The 21476-nt window shown below is 61.2% G+C and carries 20 protein-coding genes; 15 read left to right on the forward strand and 5 right to left on the reverse strand.

Features of this window, described 5'->3' with window-relative positions; all coding sequences use genetic code 11:
* Positions 1-8 precede the first annotated feature (8 nt).
* The 8 genes from ACZYHG_RS15625 to ACZYHG_RS15660 all read left to right on the forward strand — a co-directional run bounded on the left by ACZYHG_RS15625 (position 9) and on the right by ACZYHG_RS15660 (position 6712).
* Complete coding sequence (locus tag ACZYHG_RS15625; protein ID WP_464614562.1) at positions 9-797, forward strand: SDR family NAD(P)-dependent oxidoreductase; 789 nt, start codon at positions 9-11, stop codon at positions 795-797.
* Between the two features lie 13 nt (positions 798-810).
* Positions 811-1605 carry a MoaF C-terminal domain-containing protein gene (locus ACZYHG_RS15630; protein ID WP_464614563.1) on the forward strand — a complete coding sequence of 265 codons (795 nt, stop codon included), beginning with the start codon at positions 811-813 and terminating at the stop codon, positions 1603-1605.
* A 17-nt stretch (positions 1606-1622) separates the two neighbouring features.
* Positions 1623-2012, forward strand: a complete 390-nt coding sequence (locus tag ACZYHG_RS15635; RefSeq protein ID WP_464614564.1) for a nuclear transport factor 2 family protein — start codon at positions 1623-1625, stop codon at positions 2010-2012.
* Between the two features lie 50 nt (positions 2013-2062).
* Positions 2063-3268 carry an amino acid ABC transporter substrate-binding protein gene (locus ACZYHG_RS15640; protein ID WP_464614565.1) on the forward strand — a complete coding sequence of 402 codons (1206 nt, stop codon included), beginning with the start codon at positions 2063-2065 and terminating at the stop codon, positions 3266-3268.
* Between the two features lie 97 nt (positions 3269-3365).
* Positions 3366-4103, forward strand: a complete 738-nt coding sequence (locus ACZYHG_RS15645) for an ABC transporter ATP-binding protein (protein WP_464614566.1) — start codon at positions 3366-3368, stop codon at positions 4101-4103.
* Positions 4084-4809, forward strand: a complete 726-nt coding sequence (locus tag ACZYHG_RS15650; protein ID WP_464614567.1) for an ABC transporter ATP-binding protein — start codon at positions 4084-4086, stop codon at positions 4807-4809. The genes ACZYHG_RS15645 and ACZYHG_RS15650 overlap by 20 nt, the downstream gene beginning before the upstream one ends.
* 2 nt (positions 4810-4811) lie before the next feature.
* Positions 4812-5705: a branched-chain amino acid ABC transporter permease gene (locus tag ACZYHG_RS15655; protein ID WP_464614568.1), complete on the forward strand. Its 894-nt coding sequence runs from the start codon at positions 4812-4814 to the stop codon at positions 5703-5705.
* A 5-nt stretch (positions 5706-5710) separates the two neighbouring features.
* A complete protein-coding gene (locus ACZYHG_RS15660; protein WP_464614569.1) occupies positions 5711-6712 on the forward strand; it encodes a branched-chain amino acid ABC transporter permease in 1002 nt (333 codons plus the stop codon).
* Positions 6713-7012: 300 nt separating this feature from the next.
* Here ACZYHG_RS15660 and ACZYHG_RS15665 read toward each other — a convergent pair whose 3' ends face one another.
* Positions 7013-7408, reverse strand: a complete 396-nt coding sequence (locus ACZYHG_RS15665; RefSeq protein ID WP_464614570.1) for a hypothetical protein — start codon at positions 7406-7408, stop codon at positions 7013-7015.
* A 366-nt stretch (positions 7409-7774) separates the two neighbouring features.
* Between ACZYHG_RS15665 and ACZYHG_RS15670 the strand changes: the two genes are divergently transcribed.
* The 6 genes from ACZYHG_RS15670 to ACZYHG_RS15695 all read left to right on the forward strand — a co-directional run bounded on the left by ACZYHG_RS15670 (position 7775) and on the right by ACZYHG_RS15695 (position 12561).
* The gene (locus ACZYHG_RS15670) at positions 7775-8236 is read left to right on the forward strand and encodes a hypothetical protein (protein ID WP_464614571.1); all 462 of its coding nucleotides are present in this window, start codon (positions 7775-7777) and stop codon (positions 8234-8236) included.
* Positions 8224-8544, forward strand: coding sequence for a hypothetical protein (locus ACZYHG_RS15675; protein WP_464614572.1), 321 nt, complete (start codon positions 8224-8226; stop codon positions 8542-8544). The genes ACZYHG_RS15670 and ACZYHG_RS15675 overlap by 13 nt, the downstream gene beginning before the upstream one ends.
* Before the next feature lie 37 nt (positions 8545-8581).
* Complete coding sequence (locus ACZYHG_RS15680) at positions 8582-9280, forward strand: LOG family protein (protein WP_464614573.1); 699 nt, start codon at positions 8582-8584, stop codon at positions 9278-9280.
* 146 nt (positions 9281-9426) lie between these two features.
* A complete protein-coding gene (locus tag ACZYHG_RS15685) occupies positions 9427-10302 on the forward strand; it encodes a DMT family transporter (RefSeq protein WP_464614574.1) in 876 nt (291 codons plus the stop codon).
* A gap of 262 nt (positions 10303-10564) precedes the next feature.
* A complete protein-coding gene (locus ACZYHG_RS15690; protein ID WP_464614575.1) occupies positions 10565-12106 on the forward strand; it encodes a peroxidase family protein in 1542 nt (513 codons plus the stop codon).
* Between the two features lie 53 nt (positions 12107-12159).
* Positions 12160-12561 carry a hypothetical protein gene (locus ACZYHG_RS15695; RefSeq protein ID WP_464614576.1) on the forward strand — a complete coding sequence of 134 codons (402 nt, stop codon included), beginning with the start codon at positions 12160-12162 and terminating at the stop codon, positions 12559-12561.
* Between the two features lie 32 nt (positions 12562-12593).
* Here the strand turns inward: ACZYHG_RS15695 and ACZYHG_RS15700 are convergent, their stop codons facing one another.
* A complete protein-coding gene (locus ACZYHG_RS15700) occupies positions 12594-14504 on the reverse strand; it encodes a hypothetical protein (protein ID WP_464614577.1) in 1911 nt (636 codons plus the stop codon).
* A gap of 168 nt (positions 14505-14672) precedes the next feature.
* Between ACZYHG_RS15700 and ACZYHG_RS15705 the strand changes: the two genes are divergently transcribed.
* Positions 14673-16070: a YcaO-like family protein gene (locus ACZYHG_RS15705; RefSeq protein WP_464614578.1), complete on the forward strand. Its 1398-nt coding sequence runs from the start codon at positions 14673-14675 to the stop codon at positions 16068-16070.
* Between the two features lie 207 nt (positions 16071-16277).
* On the opposite strand, the gene ACZYHG_RS15710 is transcribed toward ACZYHG_RS15705, so the two are convergent.
* From ACZYHG_RS15710 to ACZYHG_RS15720, 3 genes are all read right to left on the reverse strand, one after another.
* Complete coding sequence (locus ACZYHG_RS15710; protein WP_464614579.1) at positions 16278-16427, reverse strand: hypothetical protein; 150 nt, start codon at positions 16425-16427, stop codon at positions 16278-16280.
* 12 nt (positions 16428-16439) lie between these two features.
* A complete protein-coding gene (locus tag ACZYHG_RS15715) occupies positions 16440-19931 on the reverse strand; it encodes a caspase family protein (protein ID WP_464614580.1) in 3492 nt (1163 codons plus the stop codon).
* A gap of 464 nt (positions 19932-20395) precedes the next feature.
* Positions 20396-21427 (reverse strand): class I SAM-dependent methyltransferase, encoded by a 1032-nt coding sequence (locus tag ACZYHG_RS15720; RefSeq protein ID WP_464614581.1) that lies wholly within the window; start codon positions 21425-21427, stop codon positions 20396-20398.
* Positions 21428-21476: the final 49 nt, after the last annotated feature.

Raw genomic sequence — 21476 nt, forward strand, 5'->3', positions numbered from 1 at the left:
GATGGATCATGCGATTTTCGGGAAAAACGGCTTTCATCACCGGCGGCGGCACTGGCATCGGTGCGGCGGTCGCCAGGCGCATAGCCGCCGATGGCGCCAAAGTGGTGCTGATGGGCCGGCGGCGCGAGCCGCTGGAGGCCGTGACCAGGGACATTGGCGGCCTGGTCGTGCAGGGCGATGCCGCTGACCCCAAGGCGGTGCGCGCGGCGCTGGCCGAAGTGCATGAGAAAATCGGGCCCGTCGATATCCTCGTCGCCAATGCCGGCGGCCATGGCGTCGGCCCGACGATCTCGATGAGCGACGAGACCTGGAGCCTGGCGACGCGCAGCAATCTTGACACCGCCTTTGTCTGCGCCCGCGAATGCCTGCCGGACCTGATTGCGCAGAAGGGCAACATCGTCGTCGTGGCCTCGATCGCCGGCCTGTTCGCCGGGCCGGACGCGGCCGGCTACGTCACCATGAAACATGCCTGCATCGGCTTCGGCAAATCGCTGGCCCGCGACTATGGCCGCAAGGGCGTGCGCACCAACATCATCTGCCCGGGCTGGGTGTCGACCGACATGGCCGACGAGCAGATGGAGGTGATCGTCGAGAAACACGGGCTTGGCTCGATCGAGGAAGCCTACCGGCTGGTGACCAAGGACGTCCCGCTCGGCCGGCCGGCGACGCCGGAGGAGGTCTCCAACGTCATCTGCTTCGTCGCGTCGGGCGAGGCTGCGATGATGAACGGTTCGATCCTGACGGTGGATGGCGGCGCCACAGTCGTCGACCTGCCGACGTTAGCTTTTGTCGAGTGATTGGGAGCCTGCGATGAACGACCAGAACAGACCGGCGGACTGGAAGCATTTTGACGATTTCGCCGCCGGCATCGCCACCAACCGGCTGGCGACGACAGATGCGTTGCGCGGCCAGACCTTCAAGGTCACGCTCGACACCGGCCGCACCATCGACCTTGCCTTCACATCTGATGACACGGTGGCGTGGAGCGAGGGCAGCGAGGCGGGCGCCGACTGGTATGAGGCGCTGGAAGTCGCCTCCAACGTGTTCTTCATCAACATGATCTTCTCGGCCCGGCCTGATGAGGACGAGGCCTTCATCATCAACACCAGCACGCGCCGCGTCCTGTCGGTGCGCGAACGGGTTCGTGAAACCCGCGAAGCGCCCGGCGAACCGCGCGTGGCGCAGACTTGGTCGGCGGGCGTGCTCGGCGATCCCGGCGTCGCGCCGACCGGCATCGCGCCGGCGCCGACGCGCGACCTGATCGGGTTGACGGTGCATTACACTTACAGCCTCAACCATGTCTACGAGCACATCTATCTCTCCTCCGAGCGCTATGCCTGGCAGAACCTCGTCGGCATCCAGCGCGGCCATGGCGACGTCGATCTGGCGACGACCTGGAAGTTCGCCGACAACCAGTATGTGTTCGGCTTCCGCGAGTTCATCATCCCGGTCGCCTCGCTGTTTTTCTACAATTGGGATGTCATGCACTCGACGGGGAAATTCCTCGGCGTGACCAGCCAGGGCAAGATCGAGAACAAGCCGGCCGGCGCCCAGATCGAGAAGAAATCCAGAACCGCCTACGACGAAGGCAAGGCGCCGGTCTGACCGCGCGGGGGGACGCCATGAACAAAAACTACGAAGCGATCAAGGCGCACTACGCGGGCTCCGACGCCAAGGATCTCTCGGCGATGATGGCGCCGGTCACCAGCCGCACCGCCTGGACGGAGATGGCGGGCTTTCCCTATGCCGGCACCTATGTCGGTCCGGACGCCATCATCGAAGGCGTCTTCAAGCGCATCGGCGAGGAGTGGGACGGTTACGCCTTGAAGCTCGAAAAACTGGTCGATGGCGGCACCACCATTGTCGGCATCGGCACCTATTCGGGCACCTACAAGAAGACCGGCAAGCCGATGTCGGCGCGCGTCGTCCATGTCTGGGAGATGGAGGACGGCAAGGCGCTCAGTTTCGAGCAGTTCACCGACACCAGGCTGGTCGCGGCAGCGACGGTCTGAGGCATGCGTGCGGACACCGTCCGCACGATCCAAAAACCTGGGAGGATGAAATGGGAAACAGTCTGAAGGCAATGCTGGCGGGCCTGGCCCTGTCAGCCGCATTCGCGGCCGGCACCGGGTTGGCGAATGCCGGCGACACCGAGATCGTCATCGGCGCGCCGATCTCCTTGACCGGGCCGCTGGCCGGCGACGGCAAGGAGCAGAAATGGGCCTATGAGCAGGCCGTTGCCGACATCAACAAGGCCGGCGGCATCATGATCAAGTCTGCCGGCAAGAAGCTGCCGGTGCGCCTAGTCATCGCCGACGACGAAAGCTCGGAAGGCAAGGTCGCGTCGGCGCTGGAAAACCTGATCAAGGTGCAGAAGGTCGACGCGCTGTTGTCGACCCATTCCGGACCGATGAACATTGCCGGCGCCATCGTCGCGGAGAAATACAAGAAATTCTACATGATCACGACGGCCTTCCCGTTCGAATGGCAGCCGCTGAAGCTGAAATATTCAGCCCTGTTCTTCTTCCATCCGGGGCCGGGCGCGGAAGTGCCATTCGAGATCTGGGACAAGCTGCCGGCCAACGAGAAACCCAAGAACCCGGCATTGGTCACCGAGGATTCGCCGGACGGCAAGGGCTTTGGCGGCGCCTTCGAGGCGGCGGCCAAGAAGTATGGCTATACTTTCGCGGTCGACGATCCCTGGGCGATCGGCGCCACGGACTATTCGGCGCTGATTACCAAGCTCAAGGCGGCCAATGTCGACGCCATGCTGGTCTTCGGCTCGCCGGCCGATACGGTGACGCTGTTGCGGCAGATGAAGGAGCTCGGCTTCTCCGTGCCCTATCTGCATGGCTGGAAGGGCACCTGGACGGGCGAGTTCCACGAAGCGCTCGGGGCGGATTCCGACTACATCTTGACCGACGGTTTCTGGTCGGCGAGCTATCCCTACAAGGGCGCCAAGGAGCTTGGCGACCGCTACGAGGCCGAGTTCAAGAAGGACTCCGTCACCGTCGGCGCCTTCTACGCCAATGCGCAAGTGCTGGCGCAGGCGATAGAGAAGGCCGGCTCCACCGATGCCGGCGCGCTGCATGAAGCGATCTTCAACCAGGAGTTCAAGGATACGGTCGTGGGCGATCTCAAATTCGACCAGACCGGCTTTGCGCTCATCCCCAGCGTCGCCACGCAATGGTGGCAAGGCAAACACCAACTGATCTTCCCGAATGGGAACTGGACTTACAAGCCTGCGCCGGCCTGGGACAAGCGCTGAGCGGCTGAAAACAGCGGGCGGGGGAGGCGGGTGCCTGATCGCGAAGCTAGGCGCCCGTCTGCCGACCGCAGAATCTGACTGGAGACACGGAAACACGATGCAGCCTGACGAAACCCTGCTTCGCCTCGAGGCGGTCCAGAAGCGGTTCGGCGGGCTGGTCGTGCTCAACGATATCGACATCGCGGTTCGTGCCAACGAGCTGATCGGGCTGATCGGCCCGAACGGTGCCGGTAAGTCGACGCTGTTCAACCTCATCACCGCGCTCTACACGCCCACGCAAGGGCGCATCCATTTCCGTGGCCAGGACATCACCGGCACGGCGCCGCACCGCATCTGCCGGCTGGGCATTGCCCGCACCTTCCAGCTGGTGCGCACGTTCCTCACCATGACCGCCTTCGAAAACATCATGGTCGGCGCCGCCTATGGCTCGGGCGGGCGCGTCAAGCATGCGACAGCGGCGGCAGAGGAGGCGCTCGAACTGGTCGGGCTGACGGCAAAGCGCGATGTCCGCACCGCGCATATGACGCTCTCCGACCGCCGCCTCCTGGAGATCGCGCGGGCGGTCGCCTCCAGCCCGGCGCTGCTGTTGCTCGACGAGCCGATGGCGGGGCTGAACCCGACCGAGATCCAGCGCATGGTCGATGTCATCCGCCGCGTGCGCGGCGAGCGTGGCGTGTCGATCCTGTGGGTGGAGCACAAGGTCGACGCCATCATGAAAGTCTGCAGCCGGGTGATCGTGCTCGACCATGGCGAGAAGATCGCCGACGGCACGCCCCGCGAAATTGTCGCCAACCGCAAAGTGATCGAGGCCTATCTTGGCGAACCGGCTGCTTGACGTCAAAAACCTGGAAGTTGCCTATGGCGATGTCGGTGCTCTGTGGGGCGTGTCGATCCATGTCGACCCGGGCAGCATCGTTGCCATCGTCGGCGCCAATGGCGCCGGCAAGACGACGCTTTTGAAGACCATCTCCGGCCTGCTCAAACCGAAGCGCGGCGAGATCTTTCTCTCAGGCGTGCCGCTGACCGGCAAGGCGCCGGAAGAGATCGCCGGCATGGGCATCGCGCATGTGCCGGAAGGGCGCGGCCTGTTCCGGCAGATGACGGTGCTGGAGAACCTTGAACTCGGCGCCTTCCAGCCCAAGGTGCGCAAGCATTTCAGGCAGTCGCTGGAGAAAGCCTACACGCTGTTTCCACGGCTGCAGGAGCGGGCAGGGCAGAAGGCCGGCTCGCTCTCCGGCGGCGAGCAGCAGATGCTGGCGATCGCGCGCGCCACCATGTCGGATCCGTCGCTGCTCATCCTAGACGAACCGTCGCTGGGCCTGAGCCCGATCGTGGTGCAGCAGATGTTTTTGCTGATCGAAACGCTGCACAAACAGGGCGTCACCATCCTTTTGGTCGAGCAGAACATCCACCAGGCGCTGAAGGTGGCCGATTACGGCTTCGTGCTGAAGACCGGGGAACTCGCCATGCAAGGCACGGGCGCCGAGCTCATCGCCGACCCCGAAATCCAGAAGGCCTATATGGGCGTGTTGGAGGTATAGTGATGGTCAACCTGCCGCCTCCCGACATCCTGCTGCAGCTGTCGCTCAACGGCGCGCTGGGTGGCGCCATGTATGGCGTCGCCGCCGTGGGTTTGAGCCTCATCTTCGGCACCATGCGGCTGATCTTCCTGGCGCAGGGCGCGATGATCATCCTGGCCGCCTATTTCGTGCGGGCGCTGTTCTATGGGCTGGGCATCGACCCGTTCCTGTCGCTGCTGATCGTCGTGCCGGTCGGGCTGGTCGTCGGCTGGCTGATCTATCAGGGCCTGTTCCGCCGCGCGGCGGCCGCGGAGGACCGCAACATCTCGCTGCTCATCGCGGTCGGCCTGATGTTCCTAGTCCAGAATTTGATGACGGTTATCTGGGGCGGCAACACCGCGGCGATCGTCACCTCCTACACGGCGAGCGGAATCGAAATTCTTGGCGTGCGCACCTCGTTCACCCGCTCGATGGGCTTTTTGATCGCGCTCGCCGGCACCGGGCTGGTGGTGCTGTTCCTGCGCAAGACGATTGTCGGCAAGGCGGTGCGCGCCGCTTCCGAAGACATGGAAGCGGCGACGCTGATGGGCATCAGCCCGCACCGCGTCAACGCCATTGCCTTTGCCATCGGCATCGCGCTGGCGGGTGCCGCTGGCGTGGCGGTGGCAACCACATTCCCATTCAATCCCTTTGCCGGGTTCATCTTCAGCCTCAAGGCGCTGGTGGCGCTGGCGCTGGGCGGCATCGGCAATGTCGCGGGCGCGCTGGCGGGCGGCATCATCCTCGGCCTGATCGAGGCCTATGTGCAGTATTTCATCTCCGGCGGCTGGACCAACGCCATCGCCTATGGCGTGTTCCTGGCGCTGCTGATGTTCAAACCGGAAGGCCTGTTCAGCCGGCCCTACAAGAAGGCTTGAGCGCCATGTTGAAGCAAGCCTCTTTGGAACGAGCCTGGCCAAGACAAGCCTGGATAGGGATCGCCGTCGCCGTCGTGGCCGTGCTCGCCCTGCTGCCGCTGCTGCCCGGCGCGATCGACAGTTACGCCTTCTCGTTCCTGTTCTTCGTCTTCATCTACGCCATCATGGCGCAGGGCTGGAACCTGGTCGCCGGCTTCGGTGGCCAGATCAGCCTCGGCAACCATGCCTTCTTCGGCCTCGGCGCCTACACCACTGCCATCCTGTGGAGCGGCAATTATCTCTGGGGCTCGCTCTATGACGCCTATCCGCGCATCTATTATTTCGATCCGGTGACGATGGTGATGGGCGGGCTGGTCGCGGCGCTCGCCGCTGTCATCATCGGCCTGCCGCTGCTGTCCAAACTGCGCGGCGACTATTTCGCCTTGGGCACGCTCGGCTTCGGCGAGATCGTCAAGGTGATGTTCATCAATGGCGGCGACTTCACCGGCGGCGCCTTCGGCGTCGTCGCGCCCGCCGGCACCTTCGACACGCTCTTGCCGCACTATCTGGTCGGGCTCGGCCTGATGGTGGGCACCGCACTCGCCATCCACCTCTTGATGCGCTCGCGCTACGGCCTGGCACTGATTGCCGTGCGCGACGACGAGATGGCCGCGTCGGCCAACGGCATCGACGTGCTCAAGGTCAAGGTATCAGCCTTCGCCGGCAGCGCCTTCATCGCCGGCATCGCCGGCAGTCTCTACACCTACTACATCTTCCACGTCGGCCCGGACTCGGTCTTCGACCTCGACTGGATGCTCCTGCCCCTGATGATGACCGTCGTCGGCGGCACCGGCACGCTGCTCGGCCCGATCCTGGGCGCCTTCGTGATGTATGCGGTGTTCGATCTGGCACGGATCGTGGTGCCGGATTACCACCCGGTGATCTCGGGGCTGACGATAATTTTGGCGATGCTGTTTTTGCCGAAGGGGCTGATGCGGAGTTTTGGGGGCAGGGCGCGGGTGGTGTGAGGGGGAGGGGCGCAGGGCTCAGATCAATGGGTTGCTGAGGTCAGGCATTGGGCGCTACCGGACAGTCGTGTTACAGGGAGATTTGCTCAGAAGCAGCCGTTCTGTGGCAGGCTCGGTTCAGACACCCAGAAAGAGGATGCAAATAGGCGCACCCCAGATCCCCCGAGATGCGCCGGATTGGAAACCGAAAGATCAGGTTATGCCGTAAACTCTGAAAACCCGATGCACTGTTTGCCGTCACCTAATGCACTGACACGGCAACCGTGCCATCGACGACAGGTTCGCGGGGAAGGAGAACGATCACTGTTCCTCTTCTTGTTCCTGCGCGCCGCTGTTCCAGTCGAAGGTTGCCCATTTGGTGCAGGTCGACCGAGCGCCGAAGCCGCCGCGGTCGCAGGCCTGTGCACTGTATGTGCCGCTGTCGCCCGGCTCCCTGTCGAACGAATAGCCGTTGCCGACTTCGATCTGGTCCCCAGGATTGGTCTTGAAATTGAAATGCGTGGTCCTCGAGAGTTTGCTGGACAGCGAGATGCGCACCTTGCCGCCATAGTATTTCACCGAGCCGCAAACGCCGTTGATGCATTTGCGCGGCACGGTGGTGCTGTTGGCGTAGGCTGTACTGGGTGCCACCAGAGGGATCATCAGAACGGCAATTGTCGAGGCCGAAGCGAGTGTTTTCGTCAAGGTGCTCAGCATGATCGAATTCCTTCTACGTTTGCGTTGAGGTTCATTGTCAACCGCTCGGCCGCCCGCTCTGACGAATGTCGAAAGGCCTTGCAGTGATGATGTGTTGGACAATCCAGCGTGAATTCACTGTGAACTGAAACGGGCCTGCTCCCGGCGCTTCGCATGCCGATGGATGGGGATCACAAGCCTTTTCCAATCCGCGTCGGCGTCGCTGTCGCAAGACGAGGCGACCAAGCGAGTGCCGCTGGCCCAAAGGGGCAATTGTCAGCTGGTGCGGCGCCAATGTGAACCGAAGTCTCGGACGCACGGTGGCGCAATTCACGATTGGATCACGCAGAGGGCCGCAAAGCATGCGTCATCAAGGAGGAACCCGAGATGACGCTCAACATCGACAAATCGCTGAACGCGGCTGCAGGCAAACATCCGGCTCGTGATCGAGCATTTTCTTTGACCATCCCACAGATGCACCTGCCAGCTTTGCGCAAGACATTGACGGATCGGATGGCTGGCCCCGGTGGCGCCTACAACATCGGAAACCTCATCGGTCTCTGTCAGGGGGTTACCGCGCAGGTTCTTGCATCCAACGATCTAAACCAACTTCCCTTGGCAGGCGCGCCGGCCGCCATAGGCGATTATCTGACGGGCAATTTCGCAGCGATCGCAATGACCTCGGCGACGGCGATCTTCTTCGCTAGCGGTGAAGTCTATCATCGTGCCTGGAAGGACGTCTCAAGCCCAGGGAAAATCTCAATCGCCTCGGTGATTTCCTGTCCGGCGTCGGTGCCGTTTTCCTTGGTCTGGCCCTGTTTGAACTTGGCCATCCATTGCTGGCGTTGACATCGGGCGTGCTTCATTCCTTCGGAAAATTCGGCAGTGCCTGCCACCGCCCCGGCGCCCAGATCCTCAATTTGCCCGCGTACAACCTCGACCCGTTTCGCACGATGGTTCTCCTGAGCCGTCTGCCCGCCCTGGTCGCGGCCGGATACGACCTTCACGCCTCGCTATTTCAAATCGAAAGCACCGAGCAGGCGCATTGGTCGACCCCTGCCACGCTTGTTGCTTGTTACCTGCTTTGGTCTTGGGCCGACCTGCTTTTGTTTCGTTCGAGCCATCCTCGCGCCGCCCATGATCGCGCCGCGAGCTGATCCAGCCTCGCAATTCAACCTCAGTTGGAGAGACACCATGTTCGGATCGCCATTCGACAATTCCGCGGAACAGATCGGCCGTTCCTATCCCTCGCAGCGACGCATCGGCACGATCTGCGTTTTCGGCGGCGCCATGCTTGGCAACGATCCTGACCACGCCCGCTGCGCCACCATCCTTGGCGAGGCAATTGCCGCAGCCGGCATTCGCCTGGTCTATGGCGGCGGCTGTGACGGCCTGATGGGCCAGGTTGCCATTGCCGCTGCCGAAGCGGGTGGAACGGTGGTCGCCATTACTCCGCAGTTCCTGGTCGAGCGGATGAGGATGCTGTCATCGGGATGCCAGACGATTTCAGTTCCCGACATGAGCATCCGCAAGCAGCTCATGTTCGACTACGCTGATGCCTTTGTGGCCTTGCCGGGCGGTATCGGCACCGTTGAGGAACTGACCGAGGTCATGACGCTTCGCAAGCTCGAACGGCACTGCAAGCCACTGGTCCTGGCGAATTTCAAAGGCTTCTGGTCGCCACTTCTGGGCGTTTTCGACAGCATGTCCGAAGCTGGCTTCATGAACTCGTCAACTCGATGCACGCAAATGGTTTCGGCAACCCCGGAGGACATCCTTCCGCTTCTTCAGCGCAGCGTCCGTTTCGAGCACAACGAACCGCCAAAGCCCGTCCTGTTGCCCACCATCCCTGTCTTGCGCAGATCCCATGTATCGAGTGCCGGCCCCGGATAGTTCACGAGTTCGGGCAGCAACAGGCGCATTCTTCCGGGCAGGACCGTTCACCGCGACGATGACGGGGACGGTCGACCCTGGTCACCACTTTCAAACCCGATCACAAACCTTTGGAGCCATTGCCCGCTGCGGCGATGCGATCAGTCATGTCCAGATTCAAGGCAAATTCCTTGCTGATGCTTGCCGCGGTTATTTGGGGGGTGGGCAATGTGTTCCACAAGACCATACTGGCCCACCTCGATCCGATCGCGGTTGTTTTCCTGACCAGCGTGATCGCCGCACTGGTGACGTTGCCGTTCGCGGTGCGGGAGCGTGCCCCCCTTGCCAACACCGGCTGGCTTCCAAGTGTGACGAGAGTGGTCCTGCTATTTGCCCTCGGCTGCGTGGTCCAGCAACTTTCCTATGTCAGCACGACGGTGACGAATTCGAGCCTCCTCATCAGCGCTTCCACCGTCATCACGCCGATCGCCGCGTGGCTGATCATGAGGGAGCGTCCAAGTGCACTGATCCTGTTCGTCGCAATTCTGACGGTCGTGGGATCAGCCCTCCTGGCGGGCGGCTTCAATGGTTCTGCAACCGTTGGCGATGCGTTCGCCATCCTGACCGCAATCTGCTTTGCGGTGTGGACGGTCGAGCTCGGACGACATGTCCAGGCGCATGGCCATCCCTTCGCGACAGCGGTCGCGCAGTTCGTCGGTACGGCCGTTGCCACTCTGCCTTTCGCGCTGCAGGGGAAGATGACGTTTCCTGCAATTGCGGCAGCGTGGCCCGAGCTCATCATGCTGGGCGTATTCTCGACCGCCGTCGGCTTTTGCCTGCAGACTTCCGCACAGCGCTACACCACCTCGTCCCATGCGGCGGTGATCTGCAGCGGAGAGGGCGTATTCGCTGCTATTTCCGCCGCTGCCCTGCTCGGTGAGCGGCTTTCGCCCGACGGATTTCTGGGTGCGGGCGTCATTCTGTCCTGTGTACTCTTCGCCGCCGTCTCGGCGGGTCCAAAGCTCGACCCGTCAGTGCCGTGATCGCTTCGGCATGTCAGGCTGCTCTGGCGCCGCGACATTCCCGCCACGACGGGCAAGTCTGTTTCAACTTCCCGATTCATGCCAAGCTACTGGCCTGGCCGCATTCATGATCTGGAAAACGAGGGTTACTTCGATGCTCCACGGCGAAACGTCCTCCTTCGAAGCCGCTAACATACCGAACCGGTCAAACCAGAGCTCAACTGATGGGCTCAACGACAAGCCAACCTTGCAAGGCATTAGGCTATTCCCGTCCCTGGCGGACATGCCAATCGCCTTGTTCGCGGCAACCGAAGACGAGAGCGCCGTCGACCGCACCAAGGCAGCCTTGTTGGACATCACGACGGAAATGGTTGGCCCCAGCGATGGTCTCGAGGACGGTGATCTCAGCCAGACACCGGCCGGCTTTACCTATTTCGGTCAATTCGTGTTCCACGACATCGTCTTCAGCCAGATATTCGGGTTACCCCAACCGAAAGGCAAAACCCATCATTTGAAGAACGCGTCCTCGCAAGGTCTTGATCTTTCGGGGCTCTATGGAAGGGGGCCCATCGTCGACGCCCATCTCTACGATGTACCCGACGGAGCGAATCTGACCGCCTGCAGGTTTCCGATCGGCTTGCCCTGCATGAAGGACAGTATTCTTCCGGTCGATCGCAAAACGGTGCCGGGGCGCGATTTGCCGCGCATCGACATGTCGGGCAAGTTCATCAGTGTCGAGGGCCGGCGGTCGCCCTATCGGCCCCTGGTGGCAGACCCACGAAACGACGACAACCTTGTCCTTTCGCAGCTGCTGTGCACGCTCATGTGCATCCACAACAGGATCGTGGATCTGCTGCTCGGCAGCGGCACGCCCGATCCGGCCGAAGCCTACAGGCGTGCCAGGGTCTACCTGACCTCGGTTTATCGTACCGTGATCATCAACGACTATCTGAGAAAGGTCCTGGCTCCCGGCATATGGGATCATTTTTTCGCTAGCGACGATTTTCAAGGCACGGGAGTCTCGGCGCTTGAGACGTTCAATGCGCTGCCCTTGGAATTCACCTTCGGAGCGTCGCGCTTTGCCCACGCCATGGTGCGGCAATTCTATGTCGTCAACGACAGTTCGGCCGACGACCCAGCCAATTTGCGCAGAATGCTGTCCTTCTCCAGCCTGCGCCCGGGTGGGGAGATTCCGATACCCGAGAACTGGATCGTCGATTGGAGCCGGTTTGCCCCGGCGCACACCCCGTCGAAAGCTCAAAGTGCCCGGCGCATAGGACCATTCCTTTCGAAGGAACTGACGATTGCCGGCCTGAGTTCGGAATTGAACGGCACAGTCCGGCCTGTCGCCTTCATGGATTGCTGGCGCTGCTATGACCTGGGGTTGCCATCCGGTCAGGACGTGGCCGGTGCGGTGAAGAGCGCTCTGGGTGACAACAGCATCGATGTGCCGGTCCTGACGGGCAATGACATGCTGCCCACGGCGGCTTGTGCCAAGCGCTACGTCTACAATTCCGGCCGCCTTCAGGCCGCCTTGCAACGTTACCCGGAGTTCCTGAGCCGAACGCCTCTCTCCTACTACATTATCCAGGAGGCGTCTGTTCTTGGCAATGACGGCAGCCATCTTGGCCCGGTCGGCTCCTATATTGTGGCCGCCACGATCGCATCCGCACTGTTCAAAGCCGCCGATACGGATCTCTCTTCTGGCAGGCTCATTCCGGACGTGGAGCCGAAAACGCTGGCAGGACTTCTCGATCTCAATGATACTGCCAAGGTTCCGGACGACGTGCTTGGCGGCCTGATCAACAGTCAGGGTTTTCGATAGCGCCGATAGCGGCGGCCTACAGGTTTCAATCTGGTTTAATGGGGGAAGTGAACATGGTGAAGTTCAAAGATGTGCAGTTCGAGGCGCTTGGCGAATTCATCCGGGACCTGATCAAGGATCCGGCCAAACAAGCAATCTTCAGAAATCGAGATCAGGAGGCGATGAAGGCCTTGCTGCGTGGGTTCATGACCCCCAGGGACAAAACCTGGGAGGAGATCACCATCAAACCACACTTCGACGAAGACCTGATCGCGCACATCGCCTTTCCATTCACCGGCGACGTCGAGCAAACGATCGCCACCATTGCGCCGGCGGATGGACCCGGTGAGGACTACACATTTCCCGATCATTACAAGACCGATCCGAACGCCGGCCCGCCCGACCAGATCAAGGCAAACCGTTTGCGTGCCTATCACAGCCGCCTCGGCGACTATGTCATGTCGCGCTGCAAGTAGAATCCGGAGCGGGATAGCTCAGGATTGTTGCTTCAGCCGGACTGGGCTGCCAGTTCGATGCCGCGTGCCAGCTTCACCTGATCGGCCGGGTGGCGAATGGGAAAGGCGGTACTGAACCAATCGACGGCGAGCGCGCGATCGGGCCTGCCTTGGCCTTGCCATGCCGCCGAAAAGTTGCGCAGGAAACGCCTGAACTCGTCCCCGGCCTCGCGATTGCGTTTCAGCAGCGCTAGGGCTGCTGCCGACCAGCCATGGATGTCGGCGAACAGCTGGTCGCACCTGGCCGCGGCGTCCACGCACCCCTCAAGATCGTCGGCCAAAAAGGCAATGGTCGCCTGATAGCCGTGATAGTGCGCATCAGGCATCGGGTTGAGTTCGAAACACCGCTTCGAAAGCTCAAGCGCCCGCTCGTGATTTCCCATGAACGAGCTGGCCAAGGCATAGGCGATCAGCGTCGCGGGATTGCCGGCATTCTGCTCATGCGCCAGGCTGAAGTGGAAATCCGCAAGATCCCAGCGTCGGGCCAGGAGGTGGCTCCAGGCCAGGTTTACCTGATTGCGGTGGTCGAATGGGTCGAGCAAGACCGAACGCTTGGCCAGTTCGAATGCGCGCGTGAGGTCCTGTTCGATTGAAGGCGCTCCCGGAACAACGATCCAGCGCGAGTTGAGCACCGCTGCGAGGCTGGAATAGGCGCAGGACAGATCGGGATCAAGCCGGATTGCTTCCTCATAGCGGGCGATGGCGGCCTCCTCAGTATCCTTGCGCCACATGAGGGAAAGGCGCTGACCGTCCAGCCAGCAATCATAGGCTGAAAAATGGTTTGGTGAGGTCTGCGATATCCGGTGCAGCCTTGCACTGGACAACGCGATCTGCAGGCGCGCGGAAAAACGCGCGCAGACCTCATTGAAGGCCGAGCGCCAGGACGACGGATCAGAAGGAACAGTCAGCCTGAAGGCTTCCCCGCCTTGCAGGAAGTCATAGCAGGAGATCTCGAACACGGCTGGCACGTCGGCGTCGATCAGGCGGATAAGCACCCCGATATCCACGTTTTCGCCCGCGGCAACGCGCACCTCCTCAAACGAGATGCGGCTCGTTTGCAACTCCGTCGACAGGGCAGTCCAATGCCTGAAGCGAGAGATCGATGCCAGAAGCTCTGTCGCCAGGGCAAATTGGAGATGTTCGTTTTCCGCTTCGCGCCTGGCAATGATGATGGCGATCATCGGCTTTCCCGGGACGAGGCTGTGGTGATCGCTTTGCACAAGGCCCGGGGCAGTTGCGTGCTTCTCTTCGCCCTTGCCCGGTTTGAGCGCCTCCACAAGGCGCAGTATCTCACCTGGCGGTCGCAGATCCATGTCTGCTTTCAGTTCGGCCGCATAGCGCTCGAAGAAGGCCCGGGCTCGGGCGTAGCCGCTTTCCTGACAGACGCGCCGGATGGTCTCCACCACGGCATCATCAAAAAATGGATCGAGTTGCAGAATACATGCCGCGATGGATTTGCGCTGTCTTGGGTCCGTCTCGGCCGCCAGCCAGGCCGCGAGCCGCGTGACCAGCCTGTCGGTCATCATGGTCGACTGCATTCTCAACCAATTGTCGAAGACAGGATCGCAATCGTCCAATCCGGCGCAAAGTCCATCTCTGGCCTTGCCCAGCAACAGCAGGGCACGGTCATAATTGCGGTCCTCAAGCGCCCGCTCAAGCTCATCTATGTCGGAACGTATCGAGGTCGGATCGATCCCAAGGACGAGCTTGTCCACTGTGAGGAAATTGAGCCGGGTTTCGCTTGCCAGGCGTCTGAGATCCTTGATGCACTGGCGCAGCGATCCGCGCGCATGTTCCTCGTCCTGCTCGCTCCAAAGCAATGCCGCAAGTCGCCCGCGCGTCTCGCGTGACCTGCCGCTCAGCATAAGATAGGCGAGGATAGCGCAGGCCTTCCGCTTGCCCAACGAGAGGGTCTCCGCGCCCTTGCGAAGCTCGAAACCGCCGATTAGCCTAATCGCCAGACCGTCTGTGGAAATTGTAAACTCCGCCGGCTATCGTCTTTGTTGCGGTCGATGGGTGGAGACCTCTTCCCCTGCGTAAACAGCAGACGCTAAAATATTGGAAAAGCCAAGTTGCTGTTGCAAGGGCCGCATTGGATAAAGCTCGCTTCGCTGCCGCAGCGCGACCAGTTGATCACGCTGCTCCAGGACGGCATCGTCGAGGGCCGCCGGTCCAGCGCCTATGACCTTGATGTCCTGGCGAATCTTGCTGCGACCCTTGTTGCCGCGCCTGCGAATGGCCTGCCGCTTTTGCGCTTCGCTATCGGTTACGACATTGGCGTTGAAGTGTTCAACGTTCCAGGCGGGTTCCTGGCAATGTCGAATATTGCTCCGTTCGAAGGTAGTGAGGAACGCGTTACAGCAAGTGGCAAAGGCTTCAATGCTGCCCGGGCTGTGTTGGCTTGCCTCGGAGAGGCGGCGGAGATTTCGAGTTGGGCCTGCAGAGCCGACGACGTCACGGCGTCAGCGCACATCGCCAGTCCGAGCGATAGAATGAGGATCAACGCGGTTGATGTGTTGGGCTTCTCGCAGGAGCAGATCAACAATCGCGCCCGGCTCAACAGAGCGTGGCACGGCTGGGATACAATCCCTGCCCCGGATCAGTTATGCAATCCTCGGCTATGGGTGCACGTTCAAAGCTTCCATGACGACACGACAGCGCTCTGTCCTGCACTGCTTTGCTATGGCCGCTTGGGTGATGTCGCATATGACGATGCAAGCTTGAACGTCGACTCCAATGGCTGCGCAGCAGGCACGAATCGGGCCGATGCAAGGACTCGCGCCTTGCTTGAGCTCGTGGAGCGAGACGCCACCGGCATCTGGTGGCATCGAGGCTCCTTGAGAACGCGGCTGGATGTCGCGCAGCTTAATGACGAGGGCTTGACGTCTTCTATCCGGCAGCATCGCCGCGACACAGGCCGAAGGCTCTGGCTTCTGGATATATCGTCCTTCCGGGCGGCCATGGTGGTCGCGGCGGTCAGCTGCGAAGACAGCGGCGAGCGCATGGCTGTTGGCTTTGGAGCCGGCTTCCATCTGGTAGATGCCGCCAGGTCCGCGTTTCTGGAACTGGTACAATCCGAAGCCACAATGCAGGCCCATGCCGAACGAACTGAACGACCTAGGAATGTAACGGCTGGCGATGACGACTGCCGGATGGATCGCTGGAAGCGTTTCGCCGACGTGCGCAACTTCCGTTTCGCCATCGGCGAGCCGGCCGCGGGCCTGCAGAACGTCGGCACGGGAAACCTCGACGACCTGCTGGATGAGATCAATGAAGTTTGCGGTCAGCGTGTCTGGTTCGCAGACCTTTCGCGACCCGAGATTGGTATCCCTGTAGCAAAGGCGATCTGCGAGGGATTGTCCCACTTCAAGGTGCGTTGGGGATGCCGTCGAAACACCGCACATTCCATCGCCAGTGTTTCGAGCAGAACAGTCAGCGGCCTCTCGCAGGCCAGGAAACTTTTGATCTAATCGCTACAGGCGGCAGCTGTCGGATTTGGTACAGCGCTCGCTCGAATGAGCGCACGCATTCGATGTGAATGCCAGGAAAACTGCTCCTGCGTGTCCACTTTTGGGAAAGACTACTATAGGTCCGAACGACTGAAATTGGGCGCGAAGCGGACGTTCGCCCGGTCGATGATTCACGCAGCGTGCGCGCCGGATGTCGGCGTCGCCCGCTTACCCCCGCTTCTCAATCGCCGCGTACAGCACATTGCGGTTCTGGCCGAAATACACCTGCGCCTCGACCGCGTTGCGGTCGAGGCTGGCGTTGTTCCAGAGCAGCAGGACGCGACCGTAGCCAGACTTGAGGGACTTCTCCCCGCACAAACGGCTGGCGATTCAAAACAGATCAAAATCACCGAAGATCTCGTTGCGGGACAACCAAGGGATCTGGCGGCCATTGGTTTGCTCGGCGACCCGAGATTTCAGCGCGCCGTAGAGTTCGTTGACGCTTATTCTGCCATTGCCGTCGCTGTCGGTCTGGCGACGTTGGTCGGTCAAAGCGTGCTGGAATGCCACCGAAAAACGGCCGCCGCCGATCGAAGCGGCCTCCTCACTAAATTGCCGGCCCTTGGAGGCCGATATGATGACGACGCCCGCGCCAGATCGGGTGGTGAGCAAATTCACGGCATCGTCGTTAGACGCGACATTGATCTGACCAGAGGCGCCTGCGTGGCAGACATCGAGCAAAACCACCGCGCGGGCCTGGGCTTTCGCGACGCGAGACGCAATCTCGTCGAAGTCGAGCGTGGTTTCTTCGATCGCTTTCGTTGTCGTCGAAGACAGTGCGAGCCTGAGGCGACCGTGGGAATCGAGCAGACCGTGGCCCGCGAAGGCCAGCACTATGGTGTCGCCGGGTTGCGCGCGTGCAACGATATCGTTCAGCTTGGCTTTAATGGCATCGGCGGATGCGGCCTGGTCGAGGAGCGTTTCGATTTTGACACCGCTGTAATGCGCGCTCGCATGCACGGTTGATGCCACGCGCTTCGCATCCGAGACCGCGTATTTGAGGTCACTTCCAGCCATCAAGGGGTACTTGTCGATGCCAACGGCAAGCGCGAACAGCCGCCCTTTGCTTTTCCGGTCACGGGTGCCAAGACTGAATTCGATCGGAGCGCTTGCCAGGCCAGCCATATCGATCGCCGTCACGGTTGCAATGCCGCTGTCGCCCAGCTCACCGGGCGAGAGCGAGACATGCGCTTGCTTGCCAATGAGCGGGACGTTTTTGACCACCCGACCATCCGCGAGCACATGCAGCGAGCGCAGGCCCGTCAGACTGGAGGCATCCAGCCGGGCAATCTTCTTTCCGCCAGCTTCGTCGAAGGAAACCTGGAGCGATGGCGGGGTCAGCGGCGCTGGCGGCTGGCCAAGGTTCCTGCCCTGGATAACCGCGTTGGCGAGACCGGGGAAACGAAGCTGGCTGGCAAACTGCGAAAGCAATTGCCGTCCCTGTAGCCCTGGAATCTTCAATTCCACATAGGCGCTTGCATCCGCGGACCCGTCAAAACGGCCGCTGCCGTCCGTCACAACGAGTTCACCATCGGTCAGAATTCCGCTGAGCATGCGCGTTGCGTTCGCGCAGGAGTACACTTCGACGGCGCCCCCCTTGTCGATCTGCGCCATGTTGCGCGCGCCTTCCATCAGCGCCAGGCGCTCGATCGCGGCTTGATTGTAAGGCTTTGCAATGACACAGACGGGCTTCCAGGTTTTGAGATCGAAGGCGATCAACCTGACCACTGGACGCGTTACCAGCAAAAGATAACGGCTCTCGACAATCGAGACGAAACTCGGCCTGTCGAAGGCCGCCTGAAGTCCGGTGCGCAAATCGCCGCGCTGAATGAGGCCTGACCCGCCGCCATCTTCGGCATCTAATATATCGGCCTCGACGGATTTATCCGCCAACAGATCGGCCATCCGCACGCTGCCGCCGTCTTCCCCGAGCAAGGTGAAACTGAAGGAATGGCTGAGCCTGCCGGAATAGACCGTCTGGGTCAGCCAGTACCTTTTGCCGCCCGCCACCCAACGCCATGTATCGCGGCCGGGAAGGTTCATATCGATCAATATCGGACCGTCCTCTCCCGCTCTTTTGTCGGGCGGCGGAAAGGGCTCGGTGTTGTATCGAAGCGGCTGGTCGGCTGGCCATTTGCCGAATCTGACGGCTTTGGGATCGTAGAATTTCGAGACTTCCCTGGCGATGTCGTTCAGTGCCTTGGCTTGCGTTCCAGACCGCAGTGCGGGAATCTCCGTTCCAGAGTCGAGCCCCAGGCCGATATCCGCGCCCACCACCGGTGTTGAGGTCGCAGCAATGGGAACCGCGCTGCGCACATGGAAATCTCCCACTGACACGGCAACATCCTGACCTGCACCGATGTCCTTGGTCGTCTGCGTTGGTTCCGCGGAGAATTCGATCGGGGGTTTGGGGTCGTCGTCGGCTCCGCTGGTATCTTCGGGAGCGTCATCTGCCGCTGCTTGCGCGGCTCTCATGCGACGATAGGATTCGCTGCTGTAGTAATCGAAGCTGCGCCTGATCGTTTCATGCGCGTTCCAGCCGGCCACAGACGGCTCCCGAACCTGGAACGAAGAGGCAAGCGTTGCATCGAGTTCGGTTCTGGTGGTGGTCTTGATCATTGCGTTGCCGCGACAGAGATCGATGACCAGCCCATCCACCACATCGCCGGGCTCCTGATAGTCGTGCGCGCCAAGGCTCCAGCCGACGAATGCCATGACGCCGCCTTCTAACGACAAATCGAAGCGCCAAGCCTCACTTCCGGCCGTGAAGGACAGACCGAGCGCGCCCGGATCGATGTCTTCGGATGTGGTGTCGATCCCGCCGTCCAAAGGATCGTTTGGCAAGGGGCTGTCATCCTGCCGATAACTCGTAAGCAGCGCCACTCTAGGCGCGGAGTCGATGCTCTCGCGCGCGCCATGCAGTGTGCGAATAATCTGCATGTCAGCTCCCCATTCCTGGTCAAGGTAGAGGAAACTGTCGGCGTGACTCCAGTACATGGCCACGCTCTGAAAGCGCCCGATCCTGCGCTCTGCCACCAGATCGAACACGTCGCTGATCTGTGCCTCATCGGTGACGACGGTCAGGAAGCGGCCTGTTGGCGAAAAGGTGGGCTCGTGACCGGTCGTCTGCAGCACAATTTCGCCAGTAGAGATGTTGCGAACCTCCACAAATCCCTGAAACACGGTTGCTCGAAACGGTCCCGCTCTGGGCGTGATTTCCTGATCCGGCCCTGTGCGGGTGAATTGGTTGCTGGCGACGAGCTGCGGAGGTCCAGGCAGGACCTCGATCGCTCGTTTGTCAGACAGTTCCGAAACACGCTCGCCGCAGCTGTCAGCCTGCACGATGGCCCACTCAACGCTCATCTCGCCTGCGCGGTAGGGGATGATCCAGACCTCGCCAGCGGTTTTTGAGAACCGGGTGTGGAGCGGCACGATCACCCTTGTGCGACCCTGTCCAAACTTCATGCGGTAGGGTCCCTGCGCGCCGGCCGCAAGCGCGAAGAAGCCAGTGCCTTCGAACCGGACGGCCTCAGGCGTCAGGATGACGAGATAGGCAGGAACCTCGAATGCCGCGGTGCCGCGAAGGGCAGGACCATTCAGCTTCCAATCAAACGCAATTGGTTTGCCGACCACCGATTTGTCGGACCAAGGCGTCGCGTCAAGACTTCCAGGAAATGTCGGCCAGCCGACGGTACAGTCACGGCTTTCGGCGTTGGCCTCGGCACCTGAGGCTTGGGTTGTCGAGGTGATCAGGAGGACTATGAGAACGATCGTCGCGGACCACTGAGCCAAAAGCTGCAAACACCGCGAAAGCGCGCGCATTGAAATCTCCCCCGGTCAATCAATGCACGCACGCTTATCTCTTAACAACAGGACATATGAGCGAATCGTGAAATGGCCTGATGTGCGGACCCGGTTGCAAAATTGGAACTTTCGGAGCTGCCTGGAGATCGAGCGCTCAAGCGCTTGGAATGATAACGGCTTGCCCTCAAACCGAGAAACGCCTCGAAGCGTTCATGAAAGCCCTATGCGCTTAGTCGGCGCCAGCATAGGCTCGACATCAGATCGAGAAGATACCGGTTGGCCGACGACGGTATCGCTCCGCTTGACGTGCCCCGTGCTCCCAGGGTGTCCGCTAGAGCAATTCCAGAAAAAGTGTGAACGGTTTTTCCCTTGGGAATTGCGTCAAAACAAGGAGTTAGAGCGGGTCACCGTTTCCGGGAAACAGTGACCCGCTCTAGGGTGAATGCACTTCGAGTGCTCGTCGGCTGTTGGCGCCGCCTGATCTACCCCCGCTTCTTAATCGCCGCGTACAGCACATTGCGGTTCTCGCCGAAATACACCTTTGCCTCGACCGCGTTGCGGTCGACGCTGGCGTTGATGATGTTCCACATGTCGACTTCCGTGCGCAGCAGCAGCACCCAGTCCATGAAGGTTTCGCGGTAGCCGGCGTCAGGGGTGCCTTCGGCGTAGTTGGCGAACAGGAACGTGCCGTTCGGCTTCAGCATCTGCAGGCAGGTCTTGGTCAGCTTCACGGCGACGTTGTGCTGGAGGTAGTCGTAGAGGCCGGAGGCGTAGATCAGGTCGAACTTGCCGAGCTTGTGGCCTCGGGTCAGCACGGTCCGCACCGAGCCGTCGATGGCCTCGACCGCGGTGCCCTGGAAGTCGCGCGCGATCAGGCCGACGCTCTGCGGGTCCTGGTCGAGCGCGACCCAGCGCTTGAGGCGGCCTTCGGCCAGCGCGACGGAGCGGTTGGCTTCGCGCAGATGCCCGGCCGCGATCGCCAGCACTTCCGTATCGGGGCCGTTCTTGGCTGCTGCCTCATCGACATAGCGGGTCAGGAGATCGCGGCGTTCGCGGGCCGCCACGCAGGACGGGACGTTCTGGGTATGGCTGTAAAGCGCCTTGCCGATCTCGGAGGCGTTGGCCACGCTCTCGGCCACGTGCGGGTCGCAATAGATGTAGTCGAGGAGCTCCGCGTCACCGGAATAGCCCCTCGGCTTGGTGAACGACCAGTGCGTCAGCGGATCCTCGAGAAAGTACTTCTGCAGCGGGTGGTTCTGCGCCACCGGGATCAGGGCCTGCCAGACATCGGGGTGAACCTTGTCACGCAACGCGTTGAGCAGCGACAGCAGGCGGCGAACGATCTCGGCGGGGAATTTCTGCTGCTCGACCTGCTGCTGGGTCGAATGCAGGATGAGCGCCAGCTCGGCGCGGGCGATCTCGAACGCTTCGCCATGAGATTCGGGCTTTCGATGGAGGCTACCGGCGATTATCTCGGCAGTGATCAAACTCTTGCCATCAAAGACAGTTTGCACCACATCGCTCCATAGTTAACAGACAGTTAACTTATTGCGTAGAATGCAT

The sequence above is a fragment of the Mesorhizobium subarcticum genome (assembly GCF_055456085.1).